Origin of the sequence: Tardiphaga alba, assembly GCF_018279705.1 — a bacterium.
Taxonomy (GTDB): Bacteria; Pseudomonadota; Alphaproteobacteria; order Rhizobiales; family Xanthobacteraceae; genus Tardiphaga; species Tardiphaga alba.
This window is the reverse complement of sequence record NZ_CP036498.1, coordinates 3,946,616-3,973,169: the sequence shown is the minus strand read 5'-3', so window position 1 is coordinate 3,973,169 and position 26,554 is coordinate 3,946,616. Positions and strand designations below refer to the sequence as shown.

General features: G+C 60.1%; 26 protein-coding genes, 2 tRNA genes and 2 pseudogenes. 13 read left to right on the top strand and 17 right to left on the bottom strand.

Annotated features, from left to right (window positions below; translation table 11 throughout):
• Positions 1 to 48: 48 nt before the first annotated feature.
• Complete coding sequence (gene yidD / locus RPMA_RS18885) at positions 49 to 396, bottom strand: membrane protein insertion efficiency factor YidD (RefSeq protein WP_211909217.1); 348 nt, start codon at positions 394 to 396, stop codon at positions 49 to 51.
• A gap of 366 nt (positions 397 to 762) precedes the next feature.
• Between yidD and RPMA_RS18880 the strand changes: the two are divergent.
• A pseudogene (locus RPMA_RS18880) lies at positions 763 to 1,538 on the top strand (hypothetical protein).
• A gap of 12 nt (positions 1,539 to 1,550) precedes the next feature.
• On the opposite strand, the gene RPMA_RS18875 reads toward RPMA_RS18880, so the two are convergent.
• Positions 1,551 to 2,009, bottom strand: a complete 459-nt coding sequence (locus RPMA_RS18875; RefSeq protein ID WP_211909216.1) for an iron-sulfur cluster assembly scaffold protein — start codon at positions 2,007 to 2,009, stop codon at positions 1,551 to 1,553.
• 257 nt (positions 2,010 to 2,266) lie between these two features.
• Here RPMA_RS18875 and folE point away from each other — a divergent pair, with 257 nt between their 5' ends.
• Entirely contained in the window at positions 2,267 to 2,968 is a 702-nt protein-coding gene (gene folE / locus RPMA_RS18870) for a GTP cyclohydrolase I FolE (protein ID WP_211909215.1), read from the top strand.
• Between the two features lie 72 nt (positions 2,969 to 3,040).
• A complete protein-coding gene (gene hisI, locus RPMA_RS18865) occupies positions 3,041 to 3,463 on the top strand; it encodes a phosphoribosyl-AMP cyclohydrolase (protein WP_211909214.1) in 423 nt (140 codons plus the stop codon).
• Positions 3,464 to 3,494: 31 nt separating this feature from the next.
• Here hisI and RPMA_RS18860 read toward each other — a convergent pair whose 3' ends face one another.
• From RPMA_RS18860 to RPMA_RS18850, 3 genes are read right to left on the bottom strand one after another with little or no spacing between them, the layout of a single operon-like run.
• Positions 3,495 to 3,800, bottom strand: a complete 306-nt coding sequence (locus tag RPMA_RS18860) for a type II toxin-antitoxin system RelE/ParE family toxin (RefSeq protein WP_211909213.1) — start codon at positions 3,798 to 3,800, stop codon at positions 3,495 to 3,497.
• Positions 3,800 to 4,072 carry a CopG family ribbon-helix-helix protein gene (locus tag RPMA_RS18855; RefSeq protein ID WP_211913732.1) on the bottom strand — a complete coding sequence of 91 codons (273 nt, stop codon included), beginning with the start codon at positions 4,070 to 4,072 and terminating at the stop codon, positions 3,800 to 3,802. The genes RPMA_RS18860 and RPMA_RS18855 overlap by 1 nt, the downstream gene beginning before the upstream one ends.
• A 54-nt stretch (positions 4,073 to 4,126) precedes the next feature.
• Positions 4,127 to 4,813: a hypothetical protein gene (locus RPMA_RS18850; protein WP_211909212.1), complete on the bottom strand. Its 687-nt coding sequence runs from the start codon at positions 4,811 to 4,813 to the stop codon at positions 4,127 to 4,129.
• A gap of 255 nt (positions 4,814 to 5,068) precedes the next feature.
• Here RPMA_RS18850 and RPMA_RS18845 point away from each other — a divergent pair, with 255 nt between their 5' ends.
• Entirely contained in the window at positions 5,069 to 6,061 is a 993-nt protein-coding gene (locus RPMA_RS18845; protein ID WP_211909211.1) for a transglycosylase SLT domain-containing protein, read from the top strand.
• A 168-nt stretch (positions 6,062 to 6,229) separates the two neighbouring features.
• Positions 6,230 to 7,393, top strand: a complete 1,164-nt coding sequence (locus RPMA_RS18840; protein ID WP_211909210.1) for a DUF2336 domain-containing protein — start codon at positions 6,230 to 6,232, stop codon at positions 7,391 to 7,393.
• Between the two features lie 92 nt (positions 7,394 to 7,485).
• Here the strand turns inward: RPMA_RS18840 and RPMA_RS18835 are convergent, their stop codons facing one another.
• The 5 genes from RPMA_RS18835 to RPMA_RS18815 all read right to left on the bottom strand — a co-directional run bounded on the left by RPMA_RS18835 (position 7,486) and on the right by RPMA_RS18815 (position 10,716).
• The gene (locus tag RPMA_RS18835; protein WP_211909209.1) at positions 7,486 to 8,064 is read right to left on the bottom strand and encodes an Hpt domain-containing protein; all 579 of its coding nucleotides are present in this window, start codon (positions 8,062 to 8,064) and stop codon (positions 7,486 to 7,488) included.
• Positions 8,065 to 8,089: 25 nt separating this feature from the next.
• Positions 8,090 to 8,635, bottom strand: coding sequence for a response regulator (locus RPMA_RS18830; protein ID WP_211909208.1), 546 nt, complete (start codon positions 8,633 to 8,635; stop codon positions 8,090 to 8,092).
• Positions 8,636 to 8,719: 84 nt separating this feature from the next.
• A complete protein-coding gene (locus RPMA_RS18825) occupies positions 8,720 to 9,499 on the bottom strand; it encodes an NAD kinase (protein WP_211909207.1) in 780 nt (259 codons plus the stop codon).
• Between the two features lie 212 nt (positions 9,500 to 9,711).
• The gene (locus RPMA_RS18820; RefSeq protein ID WP_211909206.1) at positions 9,712 to 10,260 is read right to left on the bottom strand and encodes a tetratricopeptide repeat protein; all 549 of its coding nucleotides are present in this window, start codon (positions 10,258 to 10,260) and stop codon (positions 9,712 to 9,714) included.
• A gap of 285 nt (positions 10,261 to 10,545) precedes the next feature.
• Positions 10,546 to 10,716 carry a hypothetical protein gene (locus tag RPMA_RS18815; RefSeq protein ID WP_211909205.1) on the bottom strand — a complete coding sequence of 57 codons (171 nt, stop codon included), beginning with the start codon at positions 10,714 to 10,716 and terminating at the stop codon, positions 10,546 to 10,548.
• A gap of 264 nt (positions 10,717 to 10,980) precedes the next feature.
• Here RPMA_RS18815 and RPMA_RS18810 point away from each other — a divergent pair, with 264 nt between their 5' ends.
• The 3 genes from RPMA_RS18810 to RPMA_RS18800 all read left to right on the top strand — a co-directional run bounded on the left by RPMA_RS18810 (position 10,981) and on the right by RPMA_RS18800 (position 12,920).
• A complete protein-coding gene (locus tag RPMA_RS18810) occupies positions 10,981 to 11,397 on the top strand; it encodes a hypothetical protein (protein ID WP_249225291.1) in 417 nt (138 codons plus the stop codon).
• Between the two features lie 283 nt (positions 11,398 to 11,680).
• A complete protein-coding gene (locus tag RPMA_RS18805; protein WP_211909204.1) occupies positions 11,681 to 12,403 on the top strand; it encodes an outer membrane protein in 723 nt (240 codons plus the stop codon).
• 442 nt (positions 12,404 to 12,845) lie between these two features.
• Positions 12,846 to 12,920, top strand: a tRNA-Thr gene (locus RPMA_RS18800).
• Positions 12,921 to 12,939: 19 nt separating this feature from the next.
• Here the strand turns inward: RPMA_RS18800 and RPMA_RS18795 are convergent.
• Positions 12,940 to 13,203 carry a hypothetical protein gene (locus tag RPMA_RS18795; protein ID WP_211909203.1) on the bottom strand — a complete coding sequence of 88 codons (264 nt, stop codon included), beginning with the start codon at positions 13,201 to 13,203 and terminating at the stop codon, positions 12,940 to 12,942.
• 279 nt (positions 13,204 to 13,482) lie between these two features.
• Between RPMA_RS18795 and RPMA_RS18790 the strand changes: the two genes are divergently transcribed.
• Positions 13,483 to 13,905, top strand: coding sequence for a hypothetical protein (locus RPMA_RS18790; RefSeq protein WP_211909202.1), 423 nt, complete (start codon positions 13,483 to 13,485; stop codon positions 13,903 to 13,905).
• A gap of 46 nt (positions 13,906 to 13,951) precedes the next feature.
• Positions 13,952 to 14,608: a hypothetical protein gene (locus RPMA_RS18785; protein WP_249225289.1), complete on the top strand. Its 657-nt coding sequence runs from the start codon at positions 13,952 to 13,954 to the stop codon at positions 14,606 to 14,608.
• A gap of 115 nt (positions 14,609 to 14,723) precedes the next feature.
• Here RPMA_RS18785 and rlmB read toward each other — a convergent pair.
• Positions 14,724 to 15,597 (bottom strand): annotated as a pseudogene (gene rlmB, locus RPMA_RS18780) (23S rRNA (guanosine(2251)-2'-O)-methyltransferase RlmB).
• A gap of 216 nt (positions 15,598 to 15,813) precedes the next feature.
• Between rlmB and RPMA_RS18775 the strand changes: the two are divergent.
• Both RPMA_RS18775 and RPMA_RS18770 read left to right on the top strand, forming a co-directional pair.
• A tRNA-Tyr gene (locus RPMA_RS18775) sits at positions 15,814 to 15,899 on the top strand.
• Between the two features lie 380 nt (positions 15,900 to 16,279).
• Positions 16,280 to 16,768 (top strand): DUF2937 family protein, encoded by a 489-nt coding sequence (locus RPMA_RS18770; RefSeq protein ID WP_211909201.1) that lies wholly within the window; start codon positions 16,280 to 16,282, stop codon positions 16,766 to 16,768.
• An 89-nt stretch (positions 16,769 to 16,857) separates the two neighbouring features.
• Here the strand turns inward: RPMA_RS18770 and RPMA_RS18765 are convergent, their stop codons facing one another.
• Positions 16,858 to 17,916 (bottom strand): hypothetical protein, encoded by a 1,059-nt coding sequence (locus RPMA_RS18765; protein ID WP_211909200.1) that lies wholly within the window; start codon positions 17,914 to 17,916, stop codon positions 16,858 to 16,860.
• Positions 17,913 to 18,917 (bottom strand): S1 family peptidase, encoded by a 1,005-nt coding sequence (locus RPMA_RS18760; RefSeq protein ID WP_211909199.1) that lies wholly within the window; start codon positions 18,915 to 18,917, stop codon positions 17,913 to 17,915. The genes RPMA_RS18765 and RPMA_RS18760 overlap by 4 nt, the downstream gene beginning before the upstream one ends.
• Before the next feature lie 149 nt (positions 18,918 to 19,066).
• Between RPMA_RS18760 and RPMA_RS18755 the strand changes: the two genes are divergently transcribed.
• Positions 19,067 to 19,582, top strand: coding sequence for a hypothetical protein (locus RPMA_RS18755; protein ID WP_211913863.1), 516 nt, complete (start codon positions 19,067 to 19,069; stop codon positions 19,580 to 19,582).
• Between the two features lie 310 nt (positions 19,583 to 19,892).
• On the opposite strand, the gene RPMA_RS18750 is transcribed toward RPMA_RS18755, so the two are convergent.
• From RPMA_RS18750 to RPMA_RS18740, 3 genes are all read right to left on the bottom strand, one after another.
• Positions 19,893 to 22,760: an SNF2-related protein gene (locus tag RPMA_RS18750; RefSeq protein WP_249225742.1), complete on the bottom strand. Its 2,868-nt coding sequence runs from the start codon at positions 22,758 to 22,760 to the stop codon at positions 19,893 to 19,895.
• A 241-nt stretch (positions 22,761 to 23,001) separates the two neighbouring features.
• Positions 23,002 to 24,915 carry a phospholipase D-like domain-containing protein gene (locus tag RPMA_RS18745; RefSeq protein ID WP_211909197.1) on the bottom strand — a complete coding sequence of 638 codons (1,914 nt, stop codon included), beginning with the start codon at positions 24,913 to 24,915 and terminating at the stop codon, positions 23,002 to 23,004.
• Entirely contained in the window at positions 24,912 to 26,261 is a 1,350-nt protein-coding gene (locus RPMA_RS18740; protein ID WP_211909196.1) for a hypothetical protein, read from the bottom strand. The genes RPMA_RS18745 and RPMA_RS18740 overlap by 4 nt, the downstream gene beginning before the upstream one ends.
• Positions 26,262 to 26,554: the final 293 nt, after the last annotated feature.

Here is a 26,554-nt window from a genome sequence, read left to right as displayed (position 1 = left end):
CAGGTGTGCAACGTTGATGTAAGCTGCATGACGCCGGACCCGCGCCTGTCAGTTCGTGGTGTGCCGGTCATTGACGCCACGCCAGCGTGCGTAGCGCCATGGCAAAAACCACCGCGCCCGAGGTGGACGCGTCACGGGGACATTGTCGATACCCAATGTGCCCCAGGGCTGGCAGCGCAGCAGCCGGGCCAGTGTCATCCAGCCGCCGGCCCACAATCCGTGGCGTTCGATCGCCTCGTCGCCATAGATCGAACATGTGGGAATGTGACGGCAGTTGTAGCCAACGAGCGGGGAGAAGGTGTGACGGTAAATCCAGATCGCTCCACGCCCGATGGTCCGGGGCGTTCGCAGGATTTTACCTGCACAATCGGGGCAAGCAAAAGAGTGCTTCGTCATCGTTTTGCTACCAGATCAATCGCGAATTGCCGGGTTCCGTTGCATGGAACCGGCCGACATATGCAACGCGGTCACACCCGCCAACTTATCACATGCACTGCAGCAAAAGTAACTGGACGCTGCAAAATCGCAGGCTAGTTTTTGATAACGCCCGTGTGACAGAATCATGAGCGTTTGGTTGGTGCCGTTGCCATGGCTCATGCGGAGCGCGGGGAAGGAACCGAGTTGAGACGAGTGAAGTCGCTTCAATCCGAAACTTCGGTGCTTTTGCGCGCCGTACTGTTCTTCATCGCCGTCACGGGCATTGCCTCGTCATTCTCCGCCTCTGCGGTCTCTGCGGCGGTTCTCGAAGAACGCAAGCTGCCGATGCGCTTCACCTGGATCGCTTGCGAGCCGGATTGCCGGGGTGGGTGACCGCTGTCGGTGTCGTCACTGGCGATACCCCGAAGGATTTCGACGAATTCGCCAAGACGCGCGATCTCAACGGCGCGACCGTCGTGCTCGATTCATCCGGTGGCTCGGTCAATGATGCCATCGCTATCGGCCGGCGCTGGCGCAGTCTTGGATTGCGCACGACGGTTGGGGTCTCGGTGGATCTGCAGTCGTCCTCCGGCGTGATGAGGCCCGCTGTTCTGCCCCAGGCCTATTGCGAGTCCATGTGCGTGTTCCTGCTGCTTGCCGGCAAGACCCGTTACGTACCGGACGAAGCCCGCGTGCGCGTTCACCAGATCTGGATGGGTGATCGGGCCGACGATCCGAAAGCCGCCAGCTATACGGCGCAGGATCTGATGATCGTTCAGCGCGATGTGGGGCGCCTTGCAAAATACACGGTCGAGATGGGGGGAAGCGGCGATCTGTTGTCGCTGTCGCTCAGCATACCGCCGTGGGAAGATCTGCATCGCCTGACACTCGACGAGCTGAAATTGTCCAATCTGGTGACGACTCACCTGGTGGATGACGTGTTACCGCAGCCGCGGGAGGCTGACAGCACCCCGATGGCCTCGTTGGCGCCGAAGACTATCCAGGACCGGTTCGTCAGTGCGGCCGAAGACGAGAAGCCGGTGGCGGCAACTGTTTCTACCACCAAGACCGCTGAGGTCGCAGCGCCCACCGGTGGTGCGGCTACTGCGCCAGCCAAGTAAGCTCGCCGGCGTTCAAGCCGGTGCGCTTTCCGTCTTTCCTGATTTGGCTTCGATCTGACCGATGGCATCGACCACCGCGTCGAAGGTCAGCAGTGTCGAGGCGTGCCGGGCCTTGTAATCGCGCACCGGCTCGAGCGCCGCGATATCCGCCCATTTCGCATCGGTTGGTGGGGCTCCGTTTTCCTTCAGCATCTTGCGGACGGTCTCGCGCAACGCGCGGAGTTCGTCTGCCGTGGACCCGACCACATGCGCGGCCATGATCGAGGACGAGGCCTGACCGAGCGCGCACGCTTTCACGTCATGCGCGAAATCGCTGACCACGTCGCCGTCCATGGCGAGATCGACTTTCACTGTGGAGCCGCACAGTTTAGAATGGGCGGTGGCCGACGCATCGGGGGCGGTAAGGCGGCCCAGCCGGGGAATATTACCGGCAAGTTCGATGATGCGCTTGTTGTAGATATCGTTCAGCATCGCGTGCGGACCTTAACTCTGCCACCAATTCCATTGCAGCCATCGGGCGCTGCCCTTGGCGGGGGTGGTTCGGAACCTTATATAGGGATGCAGCTCGGCGAAAGAATGCCGGCTGTTCCCCAGATCGCCGGAATTTGAGAATTCCATTCGGCGCTGGCGATGTTATCCCTTTGACGGACTCAGGCGTCTGGCGATTTCCGCCCCGTCTGCCCGGTGACACCTCCGGTCTCATATTTGGCCGGTCGAACGGAGAGAAGATGGACGCTGTGATCAAACCCATTCGCGGTAATTCGGACGCCAGCCCGGCTGACGGCAAGAAAGAGTTCCGCCCCGCGCAGCTGGATCCCACCGAATTCCTCGCCGCGGCGATCGATCCCGAGCAGAACCGCCCCTCGCGTGCCGAGGCCGAAAAAGCCGTGCAGACGCTATTGGCCTATATCGGCGAGAACACCGAGCGCGAAGGTCTCGTCGATACGCCGCGCCGTGTAGTGGAGGCCTATGACGAGCTGTTTCAGGGCTATCACCAGTGCCCGGCCGAGGTGCTTAACAAGACGTTCGGCGAGACCGCAGGCTACGATGATTTCGTGCTGATCCGCGACATGGGCTTCGTATCCCACTGCGAGCATCACATGATGCCGTTCTACGGCAAGGCGCATATTGCCTATACGCCGGTAGAGCGCGTCGTGGGCCTCTCGAAGCTGGCGCGCCTGGTCGATATTTTCGGTCACCGCCTGCAGACCCAGGAGCATCTCACCGCGCAGCTCGCCGCTGCCGTGGACGAGGTCCTGAAGCCGCGCGGTGTTGCGGTGATGGTGGAAGCCGAGCACACATGCATGTCCGCCCGTGGCATCCGCAAGGAAGGCTCGCGCACCTTCACGACCCGCTTCACCGGCAATTTCCGCGACAACCCTGCGGAGCAGGCGCGGTTCATGTCGATGATCCAGGCGCTGTCGCGCTAAGCGCAGCCTGTGCTCGATCTGGTGTTAAACTATCGGGCGCATCATGCGCCCGATTTTCATTGAGAGACGACCGTGTCCCACGATCACGCGCTTGAAGAAGACCTCACGCTCACCCCGAAATTCGATGCCAACGGCCTCGTCACCGCCGTCGTCACCGACGTCGCCAATGGCGATGTGCTGATGGTTGCGCATATGAATGACGAGGCGCTGCGCAAGACCATCGAGACCGGTGATGCCTGGTATTACAGCCGCTCGCGAAAAGCGCTCTGGCGCAAGGGCGAGAGCTCCGGCAAGACCCAGCGCGTGGCCGAGATGCGGATGGATTGCGATCAGGATGCGATCTGGATCCGCGTCGAGCAGATCGGTGGCGCCGCTTGCCACACCGGTCGTCGCTCCTGCTTCTACCGTGCGATCACCAAAGGCGACGACGGCGCGGCGAAGGTCGCGTTCGTCGATGCGGAGAAGGTGTTCGATCCGGCGGCGGTTTATAAATAAGCCGTGTCGCTTCGCCTATGCAGACAACGCGTCATTCATAATCGAAGTTGTCGTCGAGCGGGAGGTCACCATCCGATTGACGGCCGTGGCGGATCGAACTGATATCAATCGCATATCGTCCGACGTCATAGTCGATCACATAATCGCCTGCGATGAGACGGCGGCTGCCCCGCACTGCCGAGGGTTGAAAACCGATTTCAGGAAATTGGCTGAGTTGCTGTCGGGCCGATTGCATCGTCTTCAGAAATGCCGTGCCTGCGGCCGGGCTTCTGTCCGTGAGATACTTGGCTTCACGCAAAATATACGCGCGCGCCGCTCCGGACAGCCGGACTTTCATCACGCAGCCTTCGTGTTAACGAGCGCTTCGATTTCCTTGATCACATCGTCCATGTCATGGGCGTCGCCGGCCGCGATCTCTTCGCGCCCTTTGACGATCGCGAGAATGTCGCTGCCTTCGTTGGCGAGATAAACCTTCAAGGCGCGCACGATCACCCAGCTTCTGGTCCTGTCGGAGGCGGTTGCGATTTTCTCGATGTCTCGCAGAACGTCGGTTGGGAGCCGTAGCGTCAAAGGGGGGACAGTGGGTTTTTGCTCATACGAACCTCCGATTTGTATTACAATGTATTACAAATCGCCGGTACTGCAACCCTCGTGGCTGTGCGGCTAAACCAGCCGATCGGCCACGTCCTGCCGAGATTTGCCGGAATTGATGCCCGTCGGGTCGGCGATCATGTCCATGTAATCGACCGCTGCCGAGCGCAGCTTGCCATCTTTGACAGTCATCACACCGGACAGCGTTTGGATGTTGAGCGCGCGGACATGATAGCTGGTCCAGGCCTCGGCCTGCTTCTTCTCGTCATTGGTGGATTTCTTCTGCTCGGTATAGAGGTCGAGCGAGGCCTGCGCCGCTTTCAAGGCGTTGAGGCCGGCGACCTCCTTCAGCTCCTTGGCGAGCTCGGGGTTGTCGGCGAACAGCTTCTCGATTTTCGCCTTCCACGGGCCTTCGGTGGTCACGTTGCCGACTTTGTCCACCTTCAGATGCGTCGCAAATTCCGGTGGCACATTGAGGGCGGAAAAGGCATCGGAGAGTTTCTTGCCCAGCGCGTCCGTGCGCTCGGTCAGGATCTCGTCAAATGTCTTCGTCAGGTTGCGGGTCGCATCCATGTCGGCCTGCGCCTTGGCGATGATCGATTTCGCACGATCGGACAGATCAATCACCGTTGCCGATGCGGCAGGTGCGGATGACGAGGGGGCTGCTGGGATTTTTGAGCCCTTGGCCGCGATGCCTGTCTCGCTGGTGCCGGCGTCACGCGCGATGGCGCTGTTCATCCCGTTGCTGATCGCGACCATGGCTCTCTCCGAATCGGCGGGTGTACGGATACCGATGAAAACAGTCAGGAGTTAATGTCGGATCAATTATTCAATCGAGAGTAGATCGATGGGGCCGCCTTGCGCAAAACCAGGCGAACGAAGTGGTCCTGCGGCGGTCCGGACCACGTGCTTTAATATTCGATTAACCATGATTGCTGCACTGTGTCCGCAGCTTCGGCGTGGCTGACGGCGCCTGGATGTCGGGCAGCTCGTCGCGCGGAAGCGGGGCAGCGCATGGCGGTCGAGGCGACCAATCTCTTCGCAGTAAATTCGACGCGCAGCCAGGTGGCTGGTGCGATCAAGAATGCTGCAGGCATCACCGGTACGAGCTTCGAATATCTGCTCGCCACCGCGAAGATGGAATCGAACTTCGATCCCAAAGCCACGGCATCGACGTCTTCCGCCAAGGGGCTTTTCCAATTCATCGAACAGACCTGGCTCGGTACGGTGAAGGAAGCTGGTAGCCAGCTTGGCTACGGCCAATATGCCGACGCCATCACCAAGTCGCCGTCCGGCTCCTATTCGGTCAGCGATCCAAAAGCCAAGGCCGAGATTTTGAAGCTGCGCGACGATCCCGTTGCAAGCTCAGCGATGGCTGGCGTGCTGACGCAATCCAACAGCTTCAAGCTCAGCGGCGAGATCGGCCGTCGTCCCAACGATGCCGAACTTTACATGGCGCACTTCATGGGTGTTGCCGGCGCCTCGAAGCTGATCAACAACGCCGCGCAGAACCCGAACCTGTCGGGCGCCGCACTCTTTCCAAATGCGGCCGCAGCCAACCGTTCGATCTTCTACGATCAGAGCGGCAGCGCACGCAGCGTTTCGCAAGTCTACGGCGTACTGTCGTCGCGCTATACGTCTGCGGCCAATTCGAGCGCCACGGTGAATGCCATGGCGACGGCCGGCGTCACCACGGCGCAGGCTGTTGCGCCAACCACATCGTCATCGGCGTCGGGCGCAACATTCCTGTCGCGCTTTCCGGATCTCAACAATGTGCAGGTCGCCAGCTTTGCCAGTGGCGGCAACGTACAGGCTGCGCCGGAGCCACCGATGTTCCGTTCGCTGTTTCAGGGCGGCGAGCGCAGTCAGCCGATCTCGCCGGCCGTGCAGGAGCTGTGGGGCAACTCGTCATCGCTCACATCGAACGCGCTACCGAAGTCACCCGAAGTCGGCACGCCGCGACCGCTCGATCTGTTCAGCGATCGCTTCGGCACGTTTAGTAGCTAGGCTCTTCTGTAGCGCGCATATCGCGTTGCTCATGCCGGCTCCGCTCCCTTAACAAAACCTCAACAACACCAGCCAGTTATGGTGAACCCTTTGTTAAGTGCCATGGTTTATTTTCCCTGACTGTGGCATCGCGTTCCGGTGTCGTATTGTTGCGTAGGCCGGCAGAACATGATCGTTCGGCATTTCATTAGTTGGGTTCGTACCGCTCCCGCGAGCGAACGTGCAGAGGCAACGCGCTCGCTGGCGCGGGCCTGGATCTTCTCCGATCTGTCAGACGACGACCGCGCGGCCGCGGAGGGCGCGCTTCTGATGCTGCTCGACGACCCGTCGCCGCTGGTGCGACAGGCGATGGCAGAGGTGTTCGCCAGGGCGCCATCGGCGCCGCCCGCGATCGTGCAGGCATTGGCCGTGGACCAGGCCTGCGTCGCGCTTCCGGTGCTCGAGCATTCGCCGCTCCTGGTCGATGCTGATCTCGTCGACATCGTCGCTGCCGGCAATAGCGATATGCAATGCGCTGTGGCGCGCCGCATGACTTTGCCGGCGTCGATCTGTGCCGCCATCGCTGAAGTCGGATCGGCCGCGGCAGCGCTTGAGCTGATTGAAAATCCTTACGCAGAACTCGCCCCGTTCTCATGGGATCGCATCGTCGAGCGGCACGGGCATCTTGCCGCCATCCGCGAGGCCATGCTCGCGCTTGATGGGTTGCCGGCACGGACCCGCCTGGCGCTGGTTGCGAAGCTCTCGGACACACTGACGCGTTTCGTTGTCGCACGTAACTGGCTGGCGCCGGATCGTGCCGAACGCATCGCCGATGAAGCTATGGCGCGTTCCACGGTGAACATCGCCTCGCGTTCGCGGGATGAAGAGATGCGCGACCTCGTTCACCATTTGCGTGAAGCTGGTCAACTGACCACAGGGCTGGTTCTGCGCGCGCTGTTGTCGGGCAATCTGGATCTGTTCGATCAGGCGCTGGTCGAACTGTCCGGCTTGCCGCAGAGCCGTGTGGCGGCCCTGGTCTATGACGGCGCCGACACCAGCCTCAATGCACTGCTGGTACGCGCGGGATTGCCGGAGAGCGTCTTCCCGGCATTCCGTGCGGCACTCGCAGCGCGCAACGAAATCGGCTTCGTCGGATCGGTCGGTGGTGCCGTGCGCCTGCGTCGCCGCATGGTCGAGCGTGTGCTGACAATGTGCGAGACGGATCCGGCGGCATCGGAGCCACTGCTCATTCTGCTGCGCCGTTTCGCGGTGGAATCCGCGCGCGAGGAAGCCCGGGTATTCTGCGACGAACTCGCCGCATATTACGACGATGACCAGGCGATCGCTGCGTAGTCCGACGCAGCGACGCGTGCAATGATGCGACAATCATGATGCCCGGCCTTGTGCCGGGCACTTTTTGTTTCAGGTGCTGAGAGAGGCGACGCCTATTCCGCCGGGGCGATGCTGGGCGCCAGGATTGCTTCGAGATGATCGGGGCGGTCCTGGTTCACTGCCTTCAGGAACTCATCGGCAATCCCGCGCAGGCGGCTGCTGAGCTCGTTCGCGACGCCAGCCTTCTCGATGGTGTTGTGCTCGCGCACAATGGCCTGCACGGCGTCCACATGATGCTGCAGCAGGTCCGCCGGGATCGCGTCGAGATCGGGGGCGTGGTCGAGGATGCGGCACAGGCTCTCTGCGGCAGCGCCGGCGGCCGGGAAGCCGAAGGTCGGGGCATCACCCTTGATGTCATGCGCTGCGCGGAACAGTTCGCCACGGGTTTGCGGAGAAAAGCCGTTCTTGACAATGGCTGCATGCGCAGCAGCGAGGCGGTCGCATTCGGCCTGCATCCACGTCTTGAACTCGCCGGACAGATTGGCGAGCGCCTGTTCGGCGCGTGCGACAGGGTCGTCGAGCTCGCGATCGATGACGCGGCGGACCGCGTGTTTCAACGTGTTCGGCGGCGTGATGACATGATGATCGGCAAAAGTCTCGATCTTCGGAGCCTGCACCTTGTCCTTAGCCATTTGTCGTTCTCCAGAACTGGGCGGGCTAGCTTGTGACGCGGGCTTTATCCAGCAGTGACGGCTGCTGGAGCACTTCGGCATCGCCGCCATTCCGGCGTTCGGGGCCGATATAGGCAACGGTGGTGTTGCGACGGCGATCCGGTCCGAAGAAGTTCTTCGTCTTGATGAAGGGGCGGGGATGCGCCACCACGCTCATGATGCGCTGATAGAGCGCCTTCGCGGAAATCGGCTTGGCGAGGAATTCGGTGACGCCGGCATCGCGCGCCATGGTGACGCGGCGTTTTTCGGAATGTGCGCTGAGCATGATGATCGGCGCGTAGGGATTGCCCTTCGAATCCGGCTGACGGATCATCTGCGTGAGTTCGAGGCCGTCGAAGATGGGCATCGCCCAGTCTGCGATCACGATGTCCGGCACATAATGGCTGTACATTTCCAGCGCGGTGGCGCCGTCTTCGGCTTCATAGACTTCGCGGGCGCCGAACGAATGCAGCAGCGTGCGCAGAATGCGCCGCATATGCGGATTGTCGTCGCAAACCAGAAAGCGAAGCTTGTTGAAGTCGATGCGGAACATGGAACGGCTCGGTCCGGGCGGTTACTCCGTGTTAACCATAGCCGGCGGGCAGTTAATGAAGGGTTGAGGGGCGTCGCAGGCGCCTCAATACCCGAATTGCTCGCTCAGGATCCGTTCTTCCAGACTATGGCCGGGGTCGAACATCATGCGCATCGAGATCGTCTTGTCGGAGATGATTTCGACGCGGCGCACGTTGCGCGCTTCGTCATGATCCGCGACCGCGGCAACCGGCCGCTTGTCGCCTTCGAGCACCTCGAACACCACAAAGGCGGTGTTTGGCAGCAGGGCGCCGCGCCAGCGCCGCGGACGGAAAGCGCTGATCGGCGTGAGCGCCAGCAACGGCGCATTGATCGGCAGGATCGGGCCTTGCGCCGACAGGTTATACGCAGTCGAGCCGGCAGGGGTGGCGACGAGGATCCCGTCGGCGACCAATTCGGCCATCCGTTCGCGTTCGTCGATCAGGATGCGCAGGCGTGCGGCTTGATGGGTCTGGCGAAACAGCGAGACCTCGTTGATGGCGTGATGGATATGCACGTTTCCGTCCACGTCGGTCGCGCGCATCAGGAGCGGATTGATCAGCGTGTCCTTGGCAGCCGCGAGGCGGGCATGCAGGTCGATGGTCGAAAACTCGTTCATCAGGAAGCCGACCGTGCCGCGATGCATCCCGTAGATCGGCTTGCCGGTGCGCATGTGATCGTGCAGCGTCTTCAACATCAGGCCATCGCCACCGAGCGCGACGATGACGTCGGCCTCGGTCGGGTCGACATTGCCGTAGATCTGCGTGAGTTGTTCGAGCGCGGCCTGTGCGTCGGCGCTGTTGCTCGCGACGAAGGCGATCCGGTCGAAACGCTTGGACGGGGTCATGGCAGGGGTCGCAGGCCTTCAGCTCGAACGCTCCATGACGTCGAATGCGTCATCGCGCGTGTCTGTATCGACCGCTCGGGTCGTTGTCGAGCCACAGTTAACGGCAGTTCGGTGCGATCTGTCGAGAGGGCAGCTGCTGGATGGTTACCGCCCATGCAAAGGCCGGCGCAACCCGCGGGGCCGCGCCGGCCTGGACTGATCCGCGAACGGGATCAGTAGGTGAGCCCTGTGCCCGGAGTCTGCGCAAGAGCGTCAGACAGCGACTTGTACTCGGCCGAATCCTTGCCGGTGAGCGAGGCGAGCTTGCTCAGGTGATACTGGGCCTGATCGCGATTGCCCTGTTCGATCTGCCAGAGGCCGTAATATTGCCAGGTGCGGGCATGGTTCGGGTCGGCCTTCAGCGCACGCTCGTAGTAAGCCTGTGACACCTTGTAGTCGCCGAGCTTGCGATAGGAGTAGCCGATCAGGTTGGCGACGTCGGCGCGATCATCCTGCTTGAGCGCCTTCAATTGCGCGATGGCGGATGTGTAATCGTGCTTGTCGTAGATCGTTACATAGGCCGTGCGATAGGCATCGAGGAAAGCGCGCTCGTCGGGCCTGGTCTCATTGTGCTTCTTGTCCTTGCTGCCCTTCTTGGAGTCGGATGCAGGCGGCGTGGATGGCGTATCGCTTCCTGCGGCGAAAGCGGTGGAAAGCGAAGGCGCGGCGATGGCCGCGGAAAGCATTGCGAGGGTGGTCAGCCGGATCAGAGACTTGGTCATGCAGCGCTCCTGTTTACAGCGGGAATAGTCTGGCACGGAAGCCAGCGGTTGTGAACACCGAGAGCAACACCGTGACGCGGTGAACATTCCCGCAATCGATCTGCAGACGGTGTCTCGTTATTGGCGATGACGGCAATTTCACCCAAATGAACGGATGCTGCATGGCGAAGTCAGCGTCGGTTCAGAACGGCCTGCCTAGTCTGTGGGTATTGATCGACGAGCCCGGGCCACCGACCGGTCACCTCCAGATCGCATCGACAGGAGACGACCATGTTGAAAACGTTTTCAGCCGCCCTGATTGCCGTGTCCGTTCTGGCCGCACCGGCATTTGCAGGCGGTTTCGGCCCTGCCAGACATGCGCATCGACATCATCATGCTCTGGATGCTCGGGCGCAGATGATCCACCGCCATCACGATCATCGCCTCGATCGCTATCACCGCCATGTCCGTCCGCATTTCCACTTTCACAGGAAGCTGGGCCGGCATTAGTCGCGAACACACGACGTCTTTCAGTCCAAAACCGTGCACAAACACGGTCGAGGAGCTCCGTGGTCGCAGTGTCACATTGCCCAGCTGTGATCACGGAGTCTAACGGCTGCCCCGTTCCTTCTGCGTCCCCAGAAGGGGCGGGGCGGACCGCTGCTGATGCCGTAGAGATCGTAATTCACATCTGCCGATGAACCGTCTAGACCGTCAATGAACATGGACGGGCATGGACGGATGAGCTTGAAGAAATCAGCGCGCGTGATCGCGATCATATTGCCGATTGGCCTTTGTGCCTGTGGCGGGCCAAGCGGAAATATCAGCTTCATTGAAAGCGCCAGCGGCAATCAGCCATTTCCGACGAACTATCGGACCGATCTTCTCGCTTTCATGCGCACCTATCTGAACGATCCCGTCGGCGTGCGAGGAGCGAGTATCTCCGAGCCGGTGCAGCGCACGGTCGGCGGCAGCCCGCGCTATGTGTCCTGCATTCGCTACAGCGCGAAGGACTTCAACGGCCGTTATACCCCGCAGCAAGAACGTGGTGTTGCTTTCGTCGATGGACGGCTTGATCGCGTGGTCGAGAACGGCGCCGAGCTATGCGCAGGCGCGACCTATGTCGCGTTTCCGGAATTGGAGAAAATGAGCCGCTAAGTCGGGGAGGCGTGCGGCTGTTGCAGCCTCAATCCACTGAACGTATCGCGCGCCAAAAAAGCGCACGAAACGCCTGGGTACCGTTACAACACATAAATCGGCATCAAGTTCCCGTGAGCGTTGAACCAAATCACGTGCCGATCCGCACGAAAATGAATGGAACGGAAAGTGTTGCTACTATGTCGCACTCGATAATGATCGATGTGACAGGGAACGCCGCGAAGCAACCAAACTCCCGCCACGTTGTTTTCTGACCGTCACAACGCAACACAGGGGATTTCAAATGAAAAAGTTTCTGCTGAGCGCATCGGCCATCGTCGCTGTTGCTGCCGCATCCAGCTCCGCTTTCGCCGCCGATCTTCCGGCTCGCACCTACACCAAGGCACCGGCCTACACGGCTCCGGCCGTTGTCTATAACTGGACCGGCTTCTACATCGGCGGTCACGTCGGCGGCGCCTTCGGCGACAGCAACAGCATCATCGGTGACAGCGGTCGCTTCATGGGCGGCGTGCAGGGCGGCTACGATTATCAGTTCGCCACCAACTGGGTGCTCGGCATCGAGGCCAATTACAGCTGGATGGGCAGCAGCAATACCGGCTTCCTGTATTCCAACGGCACCACCGTGGTCGGCAACAATAGCGAGCTCGGCTCGGTCACCGGTCGCCTCGGCTACACCTGGGGTCCGACCATGCTGTACGCCAAGGGCGGTTACGCCTGGCGTGGCAATAACGATCTAACTGTCGCGTCGAATGTCGTGGGCTCGACGCCCGTTATCGTCGATGGCAACAACAAGAGCGGCTACACCGTCGGCGGTGGTCTCGAATACATGTTCACGCCGAGCTGGTCGGGCAAGATCGAGTACCAGTACTACAACTTCGGCAACACGACGCTCACCTCGACGGCTTTCCCGGCCGGCGTGACGAGCTTCAACAACGACGAGCACACCATCAAGGCCGGCCTGAACTATCGCTTCGGCTGGGGTGGCCCGATGGTCGCCAAGTACTGAGCACTTTGCAGATACGAACCGGGGTTCCGGTTCTGCGGAAAGGCCGGCATCACGCCGGCCTTTTTGTTTGCCCGAAAGGGACCGCCCGCCGGTGGAATCGAAGGTAAACGAGTCCTAAACCCCGAAAAAAATAAGCCGCGAGACTCGCGGCCTAGAATCGCCAGATGGTCTGCAGGCGATGAAGATGATCAACCATATCTGGTGCGACGGGGTGCAGATGGCGCTCGCGGTCGCCCTGTTGGGCGCGTGTGCGGTCAACGTCCTGCTGCTCTGCGGGCGGCTCTGAGCCGTATGCAATGGGTCGGGCCGTAAACGTCGATAACGGCGCCGTCCCCATAGCGGTGCGCGGACAACTCTGATAATGGACGGCGCGAAGCAGGATGCAGCCGCCCGTCAGCACCTCCGACGTGCTCCAGAGCGGCTCTAACTTATTGATTCTGCAGCCGGCTTAGCTCAGCGGTAGAGCAGCGGTTTTGTAAACCGAAGGTCGGGGGTTCAATCCCCTCAGCCGGCACCAGCCCCCCGATTCGTCTCATTTAGAAGCACGGATGCGCCCGGCCGTCCTGGCCGCGATAGGCTGCGGCCGACTGCTTGCACCGGCGGGAGAGGGGGCCGTCATAATAGGCGAATGTCCCCGCCGTGAGGCCTGGGCCGTAATTGTGGTCGAACCGGATCTTGTAGGGCTGGCCGGGCGCGGCGAAGACGAAGGTCTCGCCATGACGGTGGTGCTTCCAGTGCTTTGCGAGCGCCGGGGTGGCGACCAGCGTCGAGAGGATGATGGCGGCACTGAGGATCTTCATCGGGAAATCTCCGGAAGCGGATGGATGGCCGTGGTGACGGCGACGGACCAGATCATGTCCGGCCACCCGGTGATCCGCAAGATGCGGTGGCTTTCGTCGGGCGATTTCCCATGTCGCCGGCATGTCCCCCAGAGGCGTTAACGGCCTGCTTCGCCGATGGATCGCATTTGAACTTGCCCGAATGCTTACGCGTTAGGCTTACCGGCAGTTTGGCGCGCGCCTTTAACCCATCCTGCCAAGCCTTTGACTATCGTACCGCCAACAACGCAGGACACCATCATGCGGGTCATCCCGGCACTGCTGCTTACGATCGCCACGACGCTGCCGGCCATGGCTGCGGACGGATTCAATATCGTAATTCCCGGCCGCCCAGGCGTGCCAATCATCATCAACGGCGTCGATGCATCCTATCGCGTCATCGAGGGCGACTGGGGCCTGCAGAACCGTATCCATATCCAGCCGACCATCTATGGGGGCCGACCGATCGACCCCGTGCCGAATGTCGGTCGATATTATCCAAGCCTGGGCCACAAACCCGGCTACGGGCGTCTTGAAATCGAGCCACCCGCCAACCGCAAGCTGCCGGAGCCCGCGCCGAGTTTCCACGAGCACTGGTCGGCGAGATCGGCCCCAATGGGACACAACGACGTGCCGATGAATCCCCCAGAGGTTCTCGTCGCTCCGCCGATCGAGCGACGCTGACATCAGTTTCAATCACCAAAAAAGAAAACACCTACAGGAGTGCGTTATGCGTATCACGATTTCAAAATGGGCTGCGGCATTTGCCGTCGCTGCCGTCAGTGTGGCAGCATCGCCTGCGATGGCCGGTGGTGGCTACTATAGCGGCGGCTGCTCGCCCTGTGGCGGCTACAACTATTACGGTACAGGCTACGGCTATGCGGGCTATCAGACGCTGGCGGATCCGACGCCGGTGACCCGCCAGTATTATTACGTCAATCAGGGCCCGACCTATAGCGGTCCCGGCCAGTTCGCACCGGTCCCCACCTATCAGGAAACCGCCATCGGCTGGCGTGGTTATCCGCGCTATGACGGCGGTCCTTACGCCAATCCATATAACCACTACAGCTATGGCACCGGCTACGCCCCCGCCGTGAGCGGCCCGGTGGTGTTCACGCCGCGCCTCAACAATTACAGCCGCCCGAGCTATCGTTATGGATATGGCATGCGTCCGCGCGCGCATTATGGCCATGCCTATCGCAGCCACGTGTCGCACCGCTACACCCAGCCGCGCGTGATCTACGGATCACGTCACTACGGACCGCGCGGTTATGGGCAGCATCACGGCTATGCGCCGCGTCAGGGCTATGCGCCGCGCCACGGTTACACCCAGCGTCAGAGCTATCATCATCAGTATCAGCAGCGCCCGCAGCGCCGCGTGCATTGATCTGATCGCATCACGCATCAACGTCCGCCTGCAGTGCTGCAGGCGGACGTTTTGCGTTGTGCGCATGATCCCGAAAGAGAACGAGCTTTCGGAACAGATTATGCGCAAGAAGCTGTCAGTTCATCAGGCCGAGCTTGCTGGCGCCGATATAGAGCGCGAGCACGGCGGCATTCGACACGTTGAGGCTCTTGATCTCGCCCGGCATGTCGAGCCGCGCCACGACACTGCAGGTTTCGCGCGTCAGCCGCCGCAAGCCCTGGCCTTCGGCGCCGAGCACAAGGGCGAGGGGGCGCTCAGTGGCACCGCGCTGATATTTTCGCCGCCCTCGCTGTCGAGGCCGACGGTCATGAAGCCCTGGTCGTTGAGCTGGTTCAGGGCACGCGCGAGATTTGGCACCGCGATGATCGGCACGAGCTCCAGCGCGCCCGAGGCGGACTTTGCCAGCACGCCGGTGGCTTCCGGGCTGTGCCTGCTGGTGGTGATCACGGCATTGACCTTGAAGGCAGCCGCAGAGCGCAGGATGGCCCCGACATTGTGCGGGTCGGTGATCTGGTCGAGCACCAGCACCATGCCGTCCTGGGGGAGGTCGTCGAGATCGAGGCCTTCCAGTGGCTCCACCTCGGCCAGCATGCCCTGATGCACGGCATCCGGGCCAAGCCGGCGGTCGATCTCATCCGGGCGCACCAGTTCCGGTGTCACGCGGGTGGCGATATTCTCCTCGGCAAGGCGGCGGGCGGCGTTCTCGGTCAGCCATAGCTTGCGAATCGTCCGGTTTGGATTGGCCAGCGCGAGCGTAACCGGGTGCCAGCCATAAAGAATGGCGGGCCCGTCACCACCGCCCCATCGCGGCCCCGGCGCGGCGGCCGCCGGCCCTGGTCGCGGCCGGAGCGGCCTTGCCCCTGGTCCCGGGCTGGCCCCTGATCCCGGCCGGAATCGCGGCCCTTTTGCGGGCCTCGCTGGAATCGCTGCTTGCGGTCTCTGTCGCTCATGCCGGCTTGTCTCATGGAGGCCGGAGATTGGCAATTTGCCTTTGGGAACAATGAGGCAGGGAGGAGCGGATAAATCCGTCATGATCGGTTGACTTTGGGGCCGCGCTTCCCGATAAAGCGGCCGCCGGGAGCCCGCTGAGCGGGCGCGCGTTTTCCACGTCATCCCCAGCCGTCCAGACGCCCCGAGGGGTGGATGATGGCCCGATGGCGTTGAGCGGGGGAGTGTCCCGAGTGGCAAAGGGAGCTGACTGTAAATCAGCCGCCTTATGGCTTCGCAGGTTCGAGTCCTGCCTCCCCCACCAATGCGGCAAGTCCTTGAAATAAAATCAGAAAACGTTTGTTGGACTTTTCTGTTCGCTGCATCTTGCGCAGTGAATTTTTGACTAGGTCACCATTGGGTCACCTTTGCTGCGAGAGCTTAGAAAATTGGTTCACGGAGAGCTCCGGATCGCAGTGAGCGAAAATGGTTATGTACAAACTGGGTATCGAGCTCGTTTACCGTCAGGATCTCTTTCGTTTTCTCATTGATGCTGAGCCAAGCGCTTCCTGAAAAAAGCCAGCAGCAACCCTTCAGCGTCGATAGCGGGCGAGAGAATCCAGATCGACTAAGTGCTGCATTTTGTGATTGGACCGGAAGAGTCGAATCAGCTGTTGAAGTGGTCTGACGCGGGAGGGACGTGCAATGCAGCAAATCTTCGCCGTTCTGTCGCTTCTCGTCGCTGGGCTATTTGCTCAGATTCCCGAGGTGTTACAGCAGTATAATCAACGGCTCGGTGGCGCAGCCGACGAGTTAACGGTGGTCGTGAGGAATTTTGACGAGGATTCTCGCCGCTCCGGATATGATCGGTCAAGCGCCCTCGAATTGATGGCCAATAATCCGGAACAACTGGTGCGCAGCCAGGCGGAGCGAATGGCGGGATACGTTAGAAGACTCGATCGGCTAAACGGACAGCGATTGGCTTTAGCAAATGGTGTCACGCCTGCGGCTGTCGTCGCTGTGATTTTCGACTACGACAAGCCGATCATGACACAAGCCTGGAATGCTTATGCTCCTGCACTTCCGACAACGCTCGCAGGTGTTGTATTTGCGATAATTGGATGGTGCGTTTCTTATTGCGCACTTTCGCTTATCGGCGCTCTTGCCAGTTTCCGAAAAAAAGCTGAGGCCTGAGCCGGCGGGACGTTCATCTTACACTCCGATATCTGCATGGAAGCCATCAAGCGGAGTTGAACGAGCTATAATCCGCTAAAAAATGCCTATCAGACTGCGGCCTCTTTTGCGTCGCCGCGTTTGGCTTCGGCGGGTTTCTGGATGAAGCGCCACAAAGGCAACGCGTCGCTCTTGAGGTGAGACGAGATCAACGGAGCGAACCAATTCGGCCGGTGTTCGAGCTCGATCTGCACCGCGCCTGATTCTTCACAGGCCTGTCGGGTATAGTAACGAGAGAACATTCGGCTGAGTGTACCGATCATCTCGAATCTCTCGGCCCCCTCGTTGGCCCGTTCGTTAGGCAACCAGGCAAATTCGATCGCCGACAGCTTTCCGTCGATAACAATGGGTTTCCCATCCTGCTCTGCCCATTCGCCGAGAGTGATGAGCAGCCAGGCGACCTCCCGTTCGTCCGGCCGCGCAAGAATGCGTTCCTCGCTGAGCATCGTCACTTCGCCGACTGTAAAAGGCGCAATCCCATCGGGACCAATCGTGTTCGGCTTCGACAGATTGGCGCTGAGCCGCAGCGTCAGTGGGGGTGTTGTACCGATGGTCAAATCGCCAAGCCTGCCCATTTCGTTGAAACGGATAGCGTGCTTCATATCGAGCTTGAGATAGCCGTTTTCATCCAGAAGATCGTGGGGTGAGACAAGCGTCCAAATAGCCCATCTGGCCCAATACACGGCGACCTTTAGACTTGCTTGGGTGGCCTGTGCATATTTGTCGAGAGAAGCTAGATAGGACGGCGTCATGATCTGGCGCTGCTGTCGAAACGGGTCTTCCTCATAGACATTTTTGACCTCGACCAGCCATTGCTCGTCATCTTCAAGCACGATCCGAAAATCAGGAGCGCGATACATGCCGGAGGGATAGACGCGTCCAGTATCCTCGGCCTTAAGCAGCTTATAACCGCCTAAAGCGACGACCATGGCCTCGAACATAGCAGCTGTCCGCTGGCCCTGAATGAGTGTGTTGTCAGTCAGGGCTTTGTCTAGTTGCGTGCCAATCTCGGCGAGAAATTCTCGGGCACTTTGAGGCTCCGTGACAGAAATCTTTCGCTCGCGGCTGAAACGAGCAAAGAGATTCAAAAGATCAAATGGCTTGCTCATGCCTGGTTAGCGCCCAACTCGTTGTTTATAAAGTCGTCCGAGCCTGCTCTCAGAGAGCCCAAACGAACAGAATAATCGGACGGTAGCGCGGCACAAAGTTCGTCGGCGAATGCCCGGTCGTTTGTCATCGCTGCGACATCCCAGGGAGCGTCACGCACGACTGCCCAACCGCGAACCCATCCCGGATTCGAAGGATCGACATGGGGCAGATTCCGTTCGAAACCGCTGATCGGCGCGAACCAAAACGCATAAGACTGTGCGTTTTCACTTCCCGGCTCGTCGCTTGAGCTGACGAGGGCGATCACCTCTCCGTCCTTATTGAACACGGGACCGCCGCTCATGCCGCTAGGCCAATGGCTATCGATCGCGAGCGTCGGCCACGGCCGATGTTCACGACCGTTAGGCAACACGGCCGTTATTCGTCCAATCGAGCCGTACATGCGCTCTGTCAAGACTTCGGCGTCGATTGCATGGTCCTCAATCGAACCCAGCTCTGGAAATCCTATCGCCATAACTTCATCGCCGACCATCGGCCATTTTCCGGTCAATCGCAGCGGCAAAAAATCGCGCACTTGGTGCAGACGTGTATTTTTCCCCTCGAAGGAAAGCATCATGCAGTCCAACGCAATGCGGCTGGAATCACGGCCGAGTATCCGATCACGAACGACATCGTCCTGCTGAGTGCGAAACACTTTGGCAGATGCAATGGTAATCATGCTGTCGTTTCCGACCAAACCGCGCCCGTAAACAAGGCCGGGATTGAGAAGTCCGACAACTGTCTGTTGTGGCCGAGACGGCGTAAGCCATGCTTCGAGCACGTGCTGCGCGGTCAGATATCCGCCAAAGGGATCGATTCGGAACGCGGTGCCAAGACCAAAGGCGCGGTCGGTCCTGCCATCGATCGCTAACAACGGGATAATTGGATGACGGACGCCTACCGCATCTTGAATGAGAAATCGACACGGGTCGTCACCGGGTGCCGGGCTGACGGGAAAGCTCATGGAGCCATCTAACAGAAATTCTCTTAGATACCAAGCGATCCAGGAATCAACCTTAGTGTTATTTTGAAAGTTGCGGCGTGCAGTGACTGGTTGGTCCAAAACGCGCGATCCGATACGTACGCTGGCCTTTAGCAAAAAGAGGGAGCTGGATGGAACCGATTGATTGGTTGCGCGTGAACGTGCCCGGGTTCGAAGCGCTGTGCGAAGACGAGCGCGCGGCCATTCGCGATTTTTCGATGCTATGGAGTCTGTTCGAGGGCACGGTGCTCGGCACGCGTGGCAGCACGAAAATGCTTCTTTCGCTGGTAGATAAACTTGATTCCCTCGGCGCTATTAAAATCTCTCCTCTGCGGCCGGCGATCGCTCATTTTCGGACGAGATATTATTCAAATGGCGCCTTCACCGCGGCATTCGATCAACATCTGCACTTTCGGAGAGGTGACCAAAGGGGGATCGCCGAACTGTTCGTGTCAGGTGCGTCTAGCGAAGCTTGCAGCGTTTTGAAGGGGCTGCTCGTTATCATTTTTAGGCTCCGGAACAATCTCTTTCACGGCCTGAAATGGTCGTACGGCTTGCAAGGCCAGCTTGACAACTTTCGGCACGCAAATGAAGTTCTTATGGCCGTCTGCTCTATGGCGGTAAGCGTCGGTCTCGTTCGTTATTAGTGATCTGAGGATACGTCTTCTTGGGTATTCGGAGCGAGGCGTTGGGAATCGAGGCATTGAGGAGCCGGACATCGCAGGAGGCGAGCTCGAATTCTTCATCATCAACTTCAAGACCGCCAACGTGATCTTACGGGCGCCGACGTCGGGCCATTAGCATGTAAGTCCGGTCGACATGCCGAAGTGGACAGTTGCTTTTCGGGCAGTTTTGGCATCTCGTCAGTGGCGAAAAGGAAATCTCCCGAAATATTAGGACAGAGCTAGAGCTGAGGGAAACCTCCGTTCTCGTGATCTGTTTGCGGCACTTTAGGGGCTAAATTAATCGACAACTCTCTTCCCAATCGGTCGGGGAGAGGGTGGGGTCTTCGTCGCCGAAGGCAAATTCACTAAAGTCGGGCGAGGCACCAAGCAGGAACTCAAGCCACTTTTCTCGTGACTTGACGGTCCGGTACAACCGCTCATCAATCGTGCCGCGGATCACCGGATATATCACGTCGAGTTTCGTTTCCGGATCGCCCATCCGAAGCCGGCTCGTAAGCGAACCAAGTCTGTCAATTCGCCCGATCCGCTGCTCGATCTGTGCGGGATTCCACGTCAAGTCGTGATGAACGACTCTTCTGCAGTGTTTGTGCAGGTCCAAACCCTCCTGCATAACTTCATTCGCGATGAGGATCATGGGATAGAGCGGTGTGTTGAACGCCTCGCGCAGTCTCTCCCGGCTTTCTCCGTCGCGGGTGTGACGCGCGAAATCGGCGCTTCTGATCGGTCCATCGAGGATGTCCGCTTGCTGTTGTTCTGTCCGCTCGACGAAGTATGCGAGGAAGTTCCGGATGAGGCTCGACCAGCGTATGCCTGGGGCGGACTCCCAGAATTGCGGAAGGAATTCGAGTAGGGCCGCGGATTCCACGTTATCCGTCGCGACACCGGCGGCTTGGGCTGCTTCCAGAAGATCAGCGAAGAAAGGGACCTGCTTGTAGGTCAGGTACCTCGCGAGCTGTTCGACAACAGTGATCCTCAGAGGCAACTTCAGTGGGTCGAGCAGTTCGGACATCGAAGTCCAAAGCGAACCGGCGCGGCCAAGGACGGTTTCGGCCATGCGTTCCGATATGGCCCAGCGGGGCCGTTCGCCTGCGTCGTCTTGCATGACGGCCTCCTCGCCCGGGTCCGTTCCGCGGCGAGTCTGCGCCGACTTCAGGAGCGTCTCTATGTGCTCGCGCCGAGCGACCTCCCGACCATCCTTGGGATGGCGGAGCCGGAGCACGGCGAGTTCGACGCAGTATTTTGCCAGCTGATAATCGACCCGGTCCGCGACGGTCTTTCCCGTCGTCTGCGTCCGCAGGATCGCGTTGGCGTCCTCCACGACGCGGCGAAGGTCATGAGATGTCAATCGGTTTAGAGGTTCATCTCCCAGGTAAGACTCGCGCAAAGCGAGATAGAGCGCATCCTGCGACCGGCGGAATCGCGCCTGCAGCTGTGAATGCCGGCCGACGTGCCGCTTCTCGTCTGCCTCGCGCGTGTCGAATATCTCGGCGGCTGCGGCGCCCGGATAGACGCGACGCCAACGTTCCAGCACCCGGTCTTCCCAGATGGCGTCGAGATCCTTGCGTAGCTGCGCCAGCGTTGCGACCCTCGAGCAGAAGATCAGCGTCTTCTCGCCTCTGTCTGCAGCATCAAGCGCGTCCTTGACCGTGGCCATGAGCTTGGGATGCTCGTGCTCGTCGTCATCCACTTCACCGAGCATATCGTTCAGAAGGGTCTTGTAGGGCACTGCCTGCGCAGGCACGCGTTCCAATTCTTCCGCGAGGAGGCTTCCCTGGCGCGCAGCCGCGAAGGACGAAACCATATTGATCTCCACGGCGGCCTTGTGCGTCGTCCGACCTCTGCGGAAGAGTTCTGCGATGTAGCGCTCGTAGATCAGGAACGGGAGGGCATTCGCGCCCGACGGTGCCACAAACAGCCGCTCGTGCCGCCTGTAAACGCGTTTGTCTTCGCGAAGGCTGCGTATCATCCATTCCCTGAAGCCGGGTTCGATCGCTTCGGTCTTCAGCTTCGTCAGCGCCGCGACCTGCTTGGTAACGATTTCGAGGGCGGGATCGTCGGTCGCCTCGAAGACGTCAGCACCGCTATCGTAGGCCGTGCAGAACCGTGCAGCCGCTTCTGCATCAAGCAGAGACCAGCTCCGCTGGAATTCGTCGTATAGCCTTTGATACTCGCCGACCGCCGCGAGCAGCGTGTCGATGCGCTCGCTTAGATCTTCCGGAGCGTCCTTTGCGCCGGAAAACAAGGAGAAGATTTCCCTGAGTTCAGAGACGTCCAGCTGGAAAGGCGTCGCCGTCAGAAACACGGCCTTCCGGAAGCGCCGGTCGAAAACGTTCCGCATCGCCCTGGTCCGCAGAGATCCCGAATTCTTTAGTTTGTGCGCCTCATCGACGATCAGGAGATCAATCTTCGGGAGCAGCTTTCCGCTAAGTATGAACCGGGCGCGGTACAGCGCTTGTTGCACGGCGTAACGGTTTTCGAATGCCGAATGCTTCCCGCTCTCGTAAAGGTCGTCGAGGCCGGCCACGCCGGCCGACTTGCCTCTGCGGAAGGCGGCGCGCAGATGCGGTTCCAGACGCTTCAGGTCGAATACACCGAGGAACTTCTCGTCGGTCACATCCACGCGATCTTGGTCGCCGTCCTTGAAGCGCGCGAGGATCGCATTAGCGGTGTGGCCATGGAGCTCTTTCCACCAGAAGTAAAGTGAAAGGAGATAAGTCTGGTCGCCGGTCCCCCGACCGCTCTGGAACACTGTCACAGGCGCGACCACGATCGAATGCTTCCGGATGCCCTCAATGAGTTCGGTGAGCGTGCCCGCTTTGCACGCTGCGCCTGTGAAGTCGTACATTTCGCCGAACCGTTCGATCTCCGAGAACCATTTCTTGTTCAAATCAGGGCCCGGGGTGACAATCACGATCTTGCTGCGCGGTTCGCGGTGCTTGAATGCCGCGATCACGCCAAGCGCCTCGAACGTTTTTCCCATTCCTACCTCGTCGGCCAGCAGGAGCCCGGGGTGGTCATCGAGCATGGCAAGCGCACGGATGACCGTGTCTTCCTGGCGCTCGATTTCGGCCATCGTGATCCCGTCGCGCTCCGCCCGCGCTCCCAACAGGAGGAATGTGCGCAGATCCTCACGTGTCATCGCGCTCACGCCGTAGTCTCCCCGTAAAAGCGGAGGACGAGATCTTTCCAGGGCCGCGTTCCCGCCGACAGGCGGATAGCTTCTATGTCCGACCGGACACCGGTTTTGAAGGCGGTCATCATACGCTGCTTCGCATCGATTTCCGGCGAAGGCGGCAACTTGAATTCGGACAGAGTGCGGAGGAGCTCTGCTCCGTAGAACCAGCACTCCTCGCGTGACAGCGTCGATTGATCGACCGCTTCTAGCATGCATGACCAGGCAGCTTCGATCCCGAGCGCGCCCTCGAGCCGCAGACGGAAAGCCTGCACAGAGAGATCGACATCCGCGAGGTCTTCGGCCGCGCACCACCAGGCCTTGAACACGTCCGTTGGAGAGAACCCCTCCCGAATAGGGAGGTCAGTCCGTCGCCGTTCTTGGAGTTGCGTCGCTCCGCGATCAGCAAGGTCCGCTCAGTGCCTATGCGACGCGAAAGAAGCAGCAGGAGTTCTTCGAGCCCGACACCGGCTCCGGAAGACGTGACGGGCAATCCGACGAGATCGGTGACGAGAATGGGCGCGGAATAATCCTTCCCGTCGACGTGGAGGATGACCTCGGCCGTCGATGGATTGAGCGTGAAATCCTTTACGCATACAGCCAGCGATGGTGCTTCGACGGAAGAGGCGATGTCGCGGCCGTCGTAGGACAGCCGCCAGGAAGCTAAGGCCGCCGCCATCGGCGTCCACGACACGTGAAGCGTCTTGGAGCCGGGATCGTGGCTTGCCTGGTCGATCGCAAGCGCGAAGTTTGGATCCTTCTTGGGAAATTCCCGTTCCGCGGGATTGCATGCAGATGGTGGGGCATGGACGAGGTCGGGAACGAAGTCGCGCAGTTCGAAATGTCCCTCGATCGCGAAAGCAAGTCCGAGTTCGACGTTTCCGCCTCCCTTGCCGGACTTCAGAAGGAGCGCGCGCCGGGACATGTTTGCGGACCCCATCATGATCAGCGTCGTATCACGCGTGCCGGAGCGATATACTATCGCCATCATCTTGGCATGCAGCGGACGGTGGGTCGCTCGACCGTCGACGAGGCGACTGGCAGGATGGAGCCAGTAGCGGACTTTCGAGAAGCGATCCGAAGCGTTCGCGATCGCCTGCCGGGGAGCGAACGCGAGCGGATCGGGCTGAATCCACAACGTCCGATCCTCCACCGACGTGGTCGCCTGATCGAGAGGCATCCGCCTGCGCTGTCCGGCTCCGTCGAGATAAGCCATTGTGTTCCGCGTCAGGTCAGTCGGCACGAGATACGTGAGATCCGCATCCTTTTCGGCCGTCTTCATCGCCCAGATGCGGTTCAAGCCTTCGCTCAGTTCAATAGGCGCGGTGGGCTGGATCTGCGGGTTCTCCCACCGAAGACCGATATCGAGAGTCGCCTCGGGACCGACGCGCTTCTCGAGCAGACCGAAGACCGACGTATCGTCGGCAACGACCGCGTCGATATCGTCCGTCTCGTAGAAGGGAGCGAGCATTCCGACGGAGGTGACGATGGCGCCAGCGGGAATGAGTGCGGCGAACTGATCCAGGATGGGCCCGGCGGTCGAGTCGAGTAATGGCAGTCCGGCCGATGGAGCAGGGGACTGCGCGGTGGGCAACCTTCTCCGGATTTCCTCCCTGATGAGGCGAAGCTGCGTTCCGGTCCGGCGCACGAGGGCTTCAATCCTCCCGAGGTGCGCATCGAAGCTGTCAAGAAGCGCGATGTCGGGCCCGCTCACATAGATCATGTCAGTGCTGACAAAAAGCTCCGTGTTTTCGCCGAAACCCGGTCGCGTCAAGTTGCCCGATCCGACGAGCAGCCGGGCGAAGTCGCGGTAGAGAAGCAGCACAGATTTTGGATGGAAGACGGCCTCCGAGACCTCCAGAAGGTCGTACGGCAGCCGGCGGCCGGCTCTACGTTCGCCCGCATCGACGACGACTACGACAGGCGTCTCCTGCAGCGCGCGACGGGCCTCATTATGGTAGCGTTCGGCTTGCTCGACTGGATCTGATGTCAACCGGAGCACCGCGCGCAACACGTTCTCCTCGAAGAAAGCCGGATCGAAGCTGTAGGAGGTGAAGACTGCGCCCAGGCATCGTTCTTCGGCCGGAAGCCGATCGAGCACGCGACCTGTTTCGATCTTCAAGCGATCCTCCCCAGATCGGAAAGCAGCCTTCTGACCACGCCGAATTTCAGGTCCGGGAACGCGATCGGGTACCGATAGCCGCCGTAGTCGGCGACCTGGAGGACCAGTTTCCCCTGCTGGTCCCGCAGCCAAGCGCCGCCGCCCCTGCGGGTGCGCTGCACAGCCCTATGGTAGGCGAGGAGCTGGTTGAGAGCATCGGACGCGTCCGAAGCGCTGATCAATCTTCCGACTAGGGTGACGAAGTCCGGTCCGTGGAATTGCAGCTTCCTAAATCGGACGACATCGGCCACCGATAGCATGTCCGCGCAGAACGAGCGCAGCCTCGCCATCTCTCCGGCCGGAAAGGCTTCATGGGCAACGTCCGCTGCGTCGGCAGCCCAGCCATGATCGTGCACGTAACCATAGGCGCGGTTGAACCTCCCGAGGACCTCTTTGGCCAGACATCCGAAAGCGCGTGCGGCCTGAAGCTTGGCAGACACTGCGGCGGGAACAGGTGCCCACCGCTCAGCGAGCATCCCGTCGATCAGCGTCTCGGTGTCCAGGATGCCGTGCGCGCTTGCCCTGATCAGCTGTTGCGCAAGAGGAAGCGTTGATCCGTCCCTCGCTTGCTCGAAGAGCGCATCCCACAACCGGTCTTGCTGTTGCGTGCGGCCTTGCTCGCCGAGAACCGACAACCGAGACCTACGACCCAATCCCCCAAGCGTAACTGCGCCGCTTTCGCGGGCAATGACGGACTCGTCGAGATTCAAGGCTTCCAGCGCGTAGGCTTCGTAAAGCTTTGCTGAATCTCGTTTGCCCGGTTCAGACCAGAAGCTTTCAAGGATCCCGCGCGCCCGATCGGTGACACGTAAAGAACCCTCGACGACCAGACCGTATCTCCGCAGTGATGACAGGTACGCGCCAAGGCCACCTAGTTCGCTTTGGCGGGATATGAGAGTAAAATCGAGAGGCAGTGGCTTGTTGCCCGGCGTCCAATGCCGTTTGACACCCAGGATGCCTCTCATCGCATCCGCGTCCCCGCTGGGAACGGCGCCCTCTCTGTACTGAAGCGTCGCGAGAGCCCAGAATCTTTCCCAACGTTCGAAAAGACGAATACGCATCGCGTCATCGCTGGGATAACCATATTGACTCAGGGCTTTGTCGGCGAGATCTAGGCCGTAAAGCACGACTGCGTAGTTCTGCGCGCGGCTGGTGCGCGTGGTGACGTCCCTAAAAAGCCAGAGCCCGACCTGTTGCCCGAGGTAATCCAGCGCGAGTGGATCCTCCGGCGTAAAGTCGGTATCTCCATCGGAGGGAGCTGCCCAGAACAGGCCCTTGGGCGGCGACTTGAGAATTAGAAGCGACAAACAGCCAAGCTCATAGGTCGTGTGTTCGGGGCGCGGACACTTGTATGTTTTCCAAGGGAGTTATCCCGACGAATCGGACCTTCCACCGTGGGAATATTAATCACGAGTCCGTTGCCTTATGCAACTTCTGATGGCCCTCGTTTAAGAAGGAAGCGTATTTGCTGGAAACGGTGCACAGATTGTCGAAGTGAGAGCAGTGGAAGCATTTATTTGCGATAGTCTATCTGAAAGCTGGGGATCTGATGCTGATAGGCGATTTCGGCAACGTTCTGTTTCCGGATGCCATAAAAGCG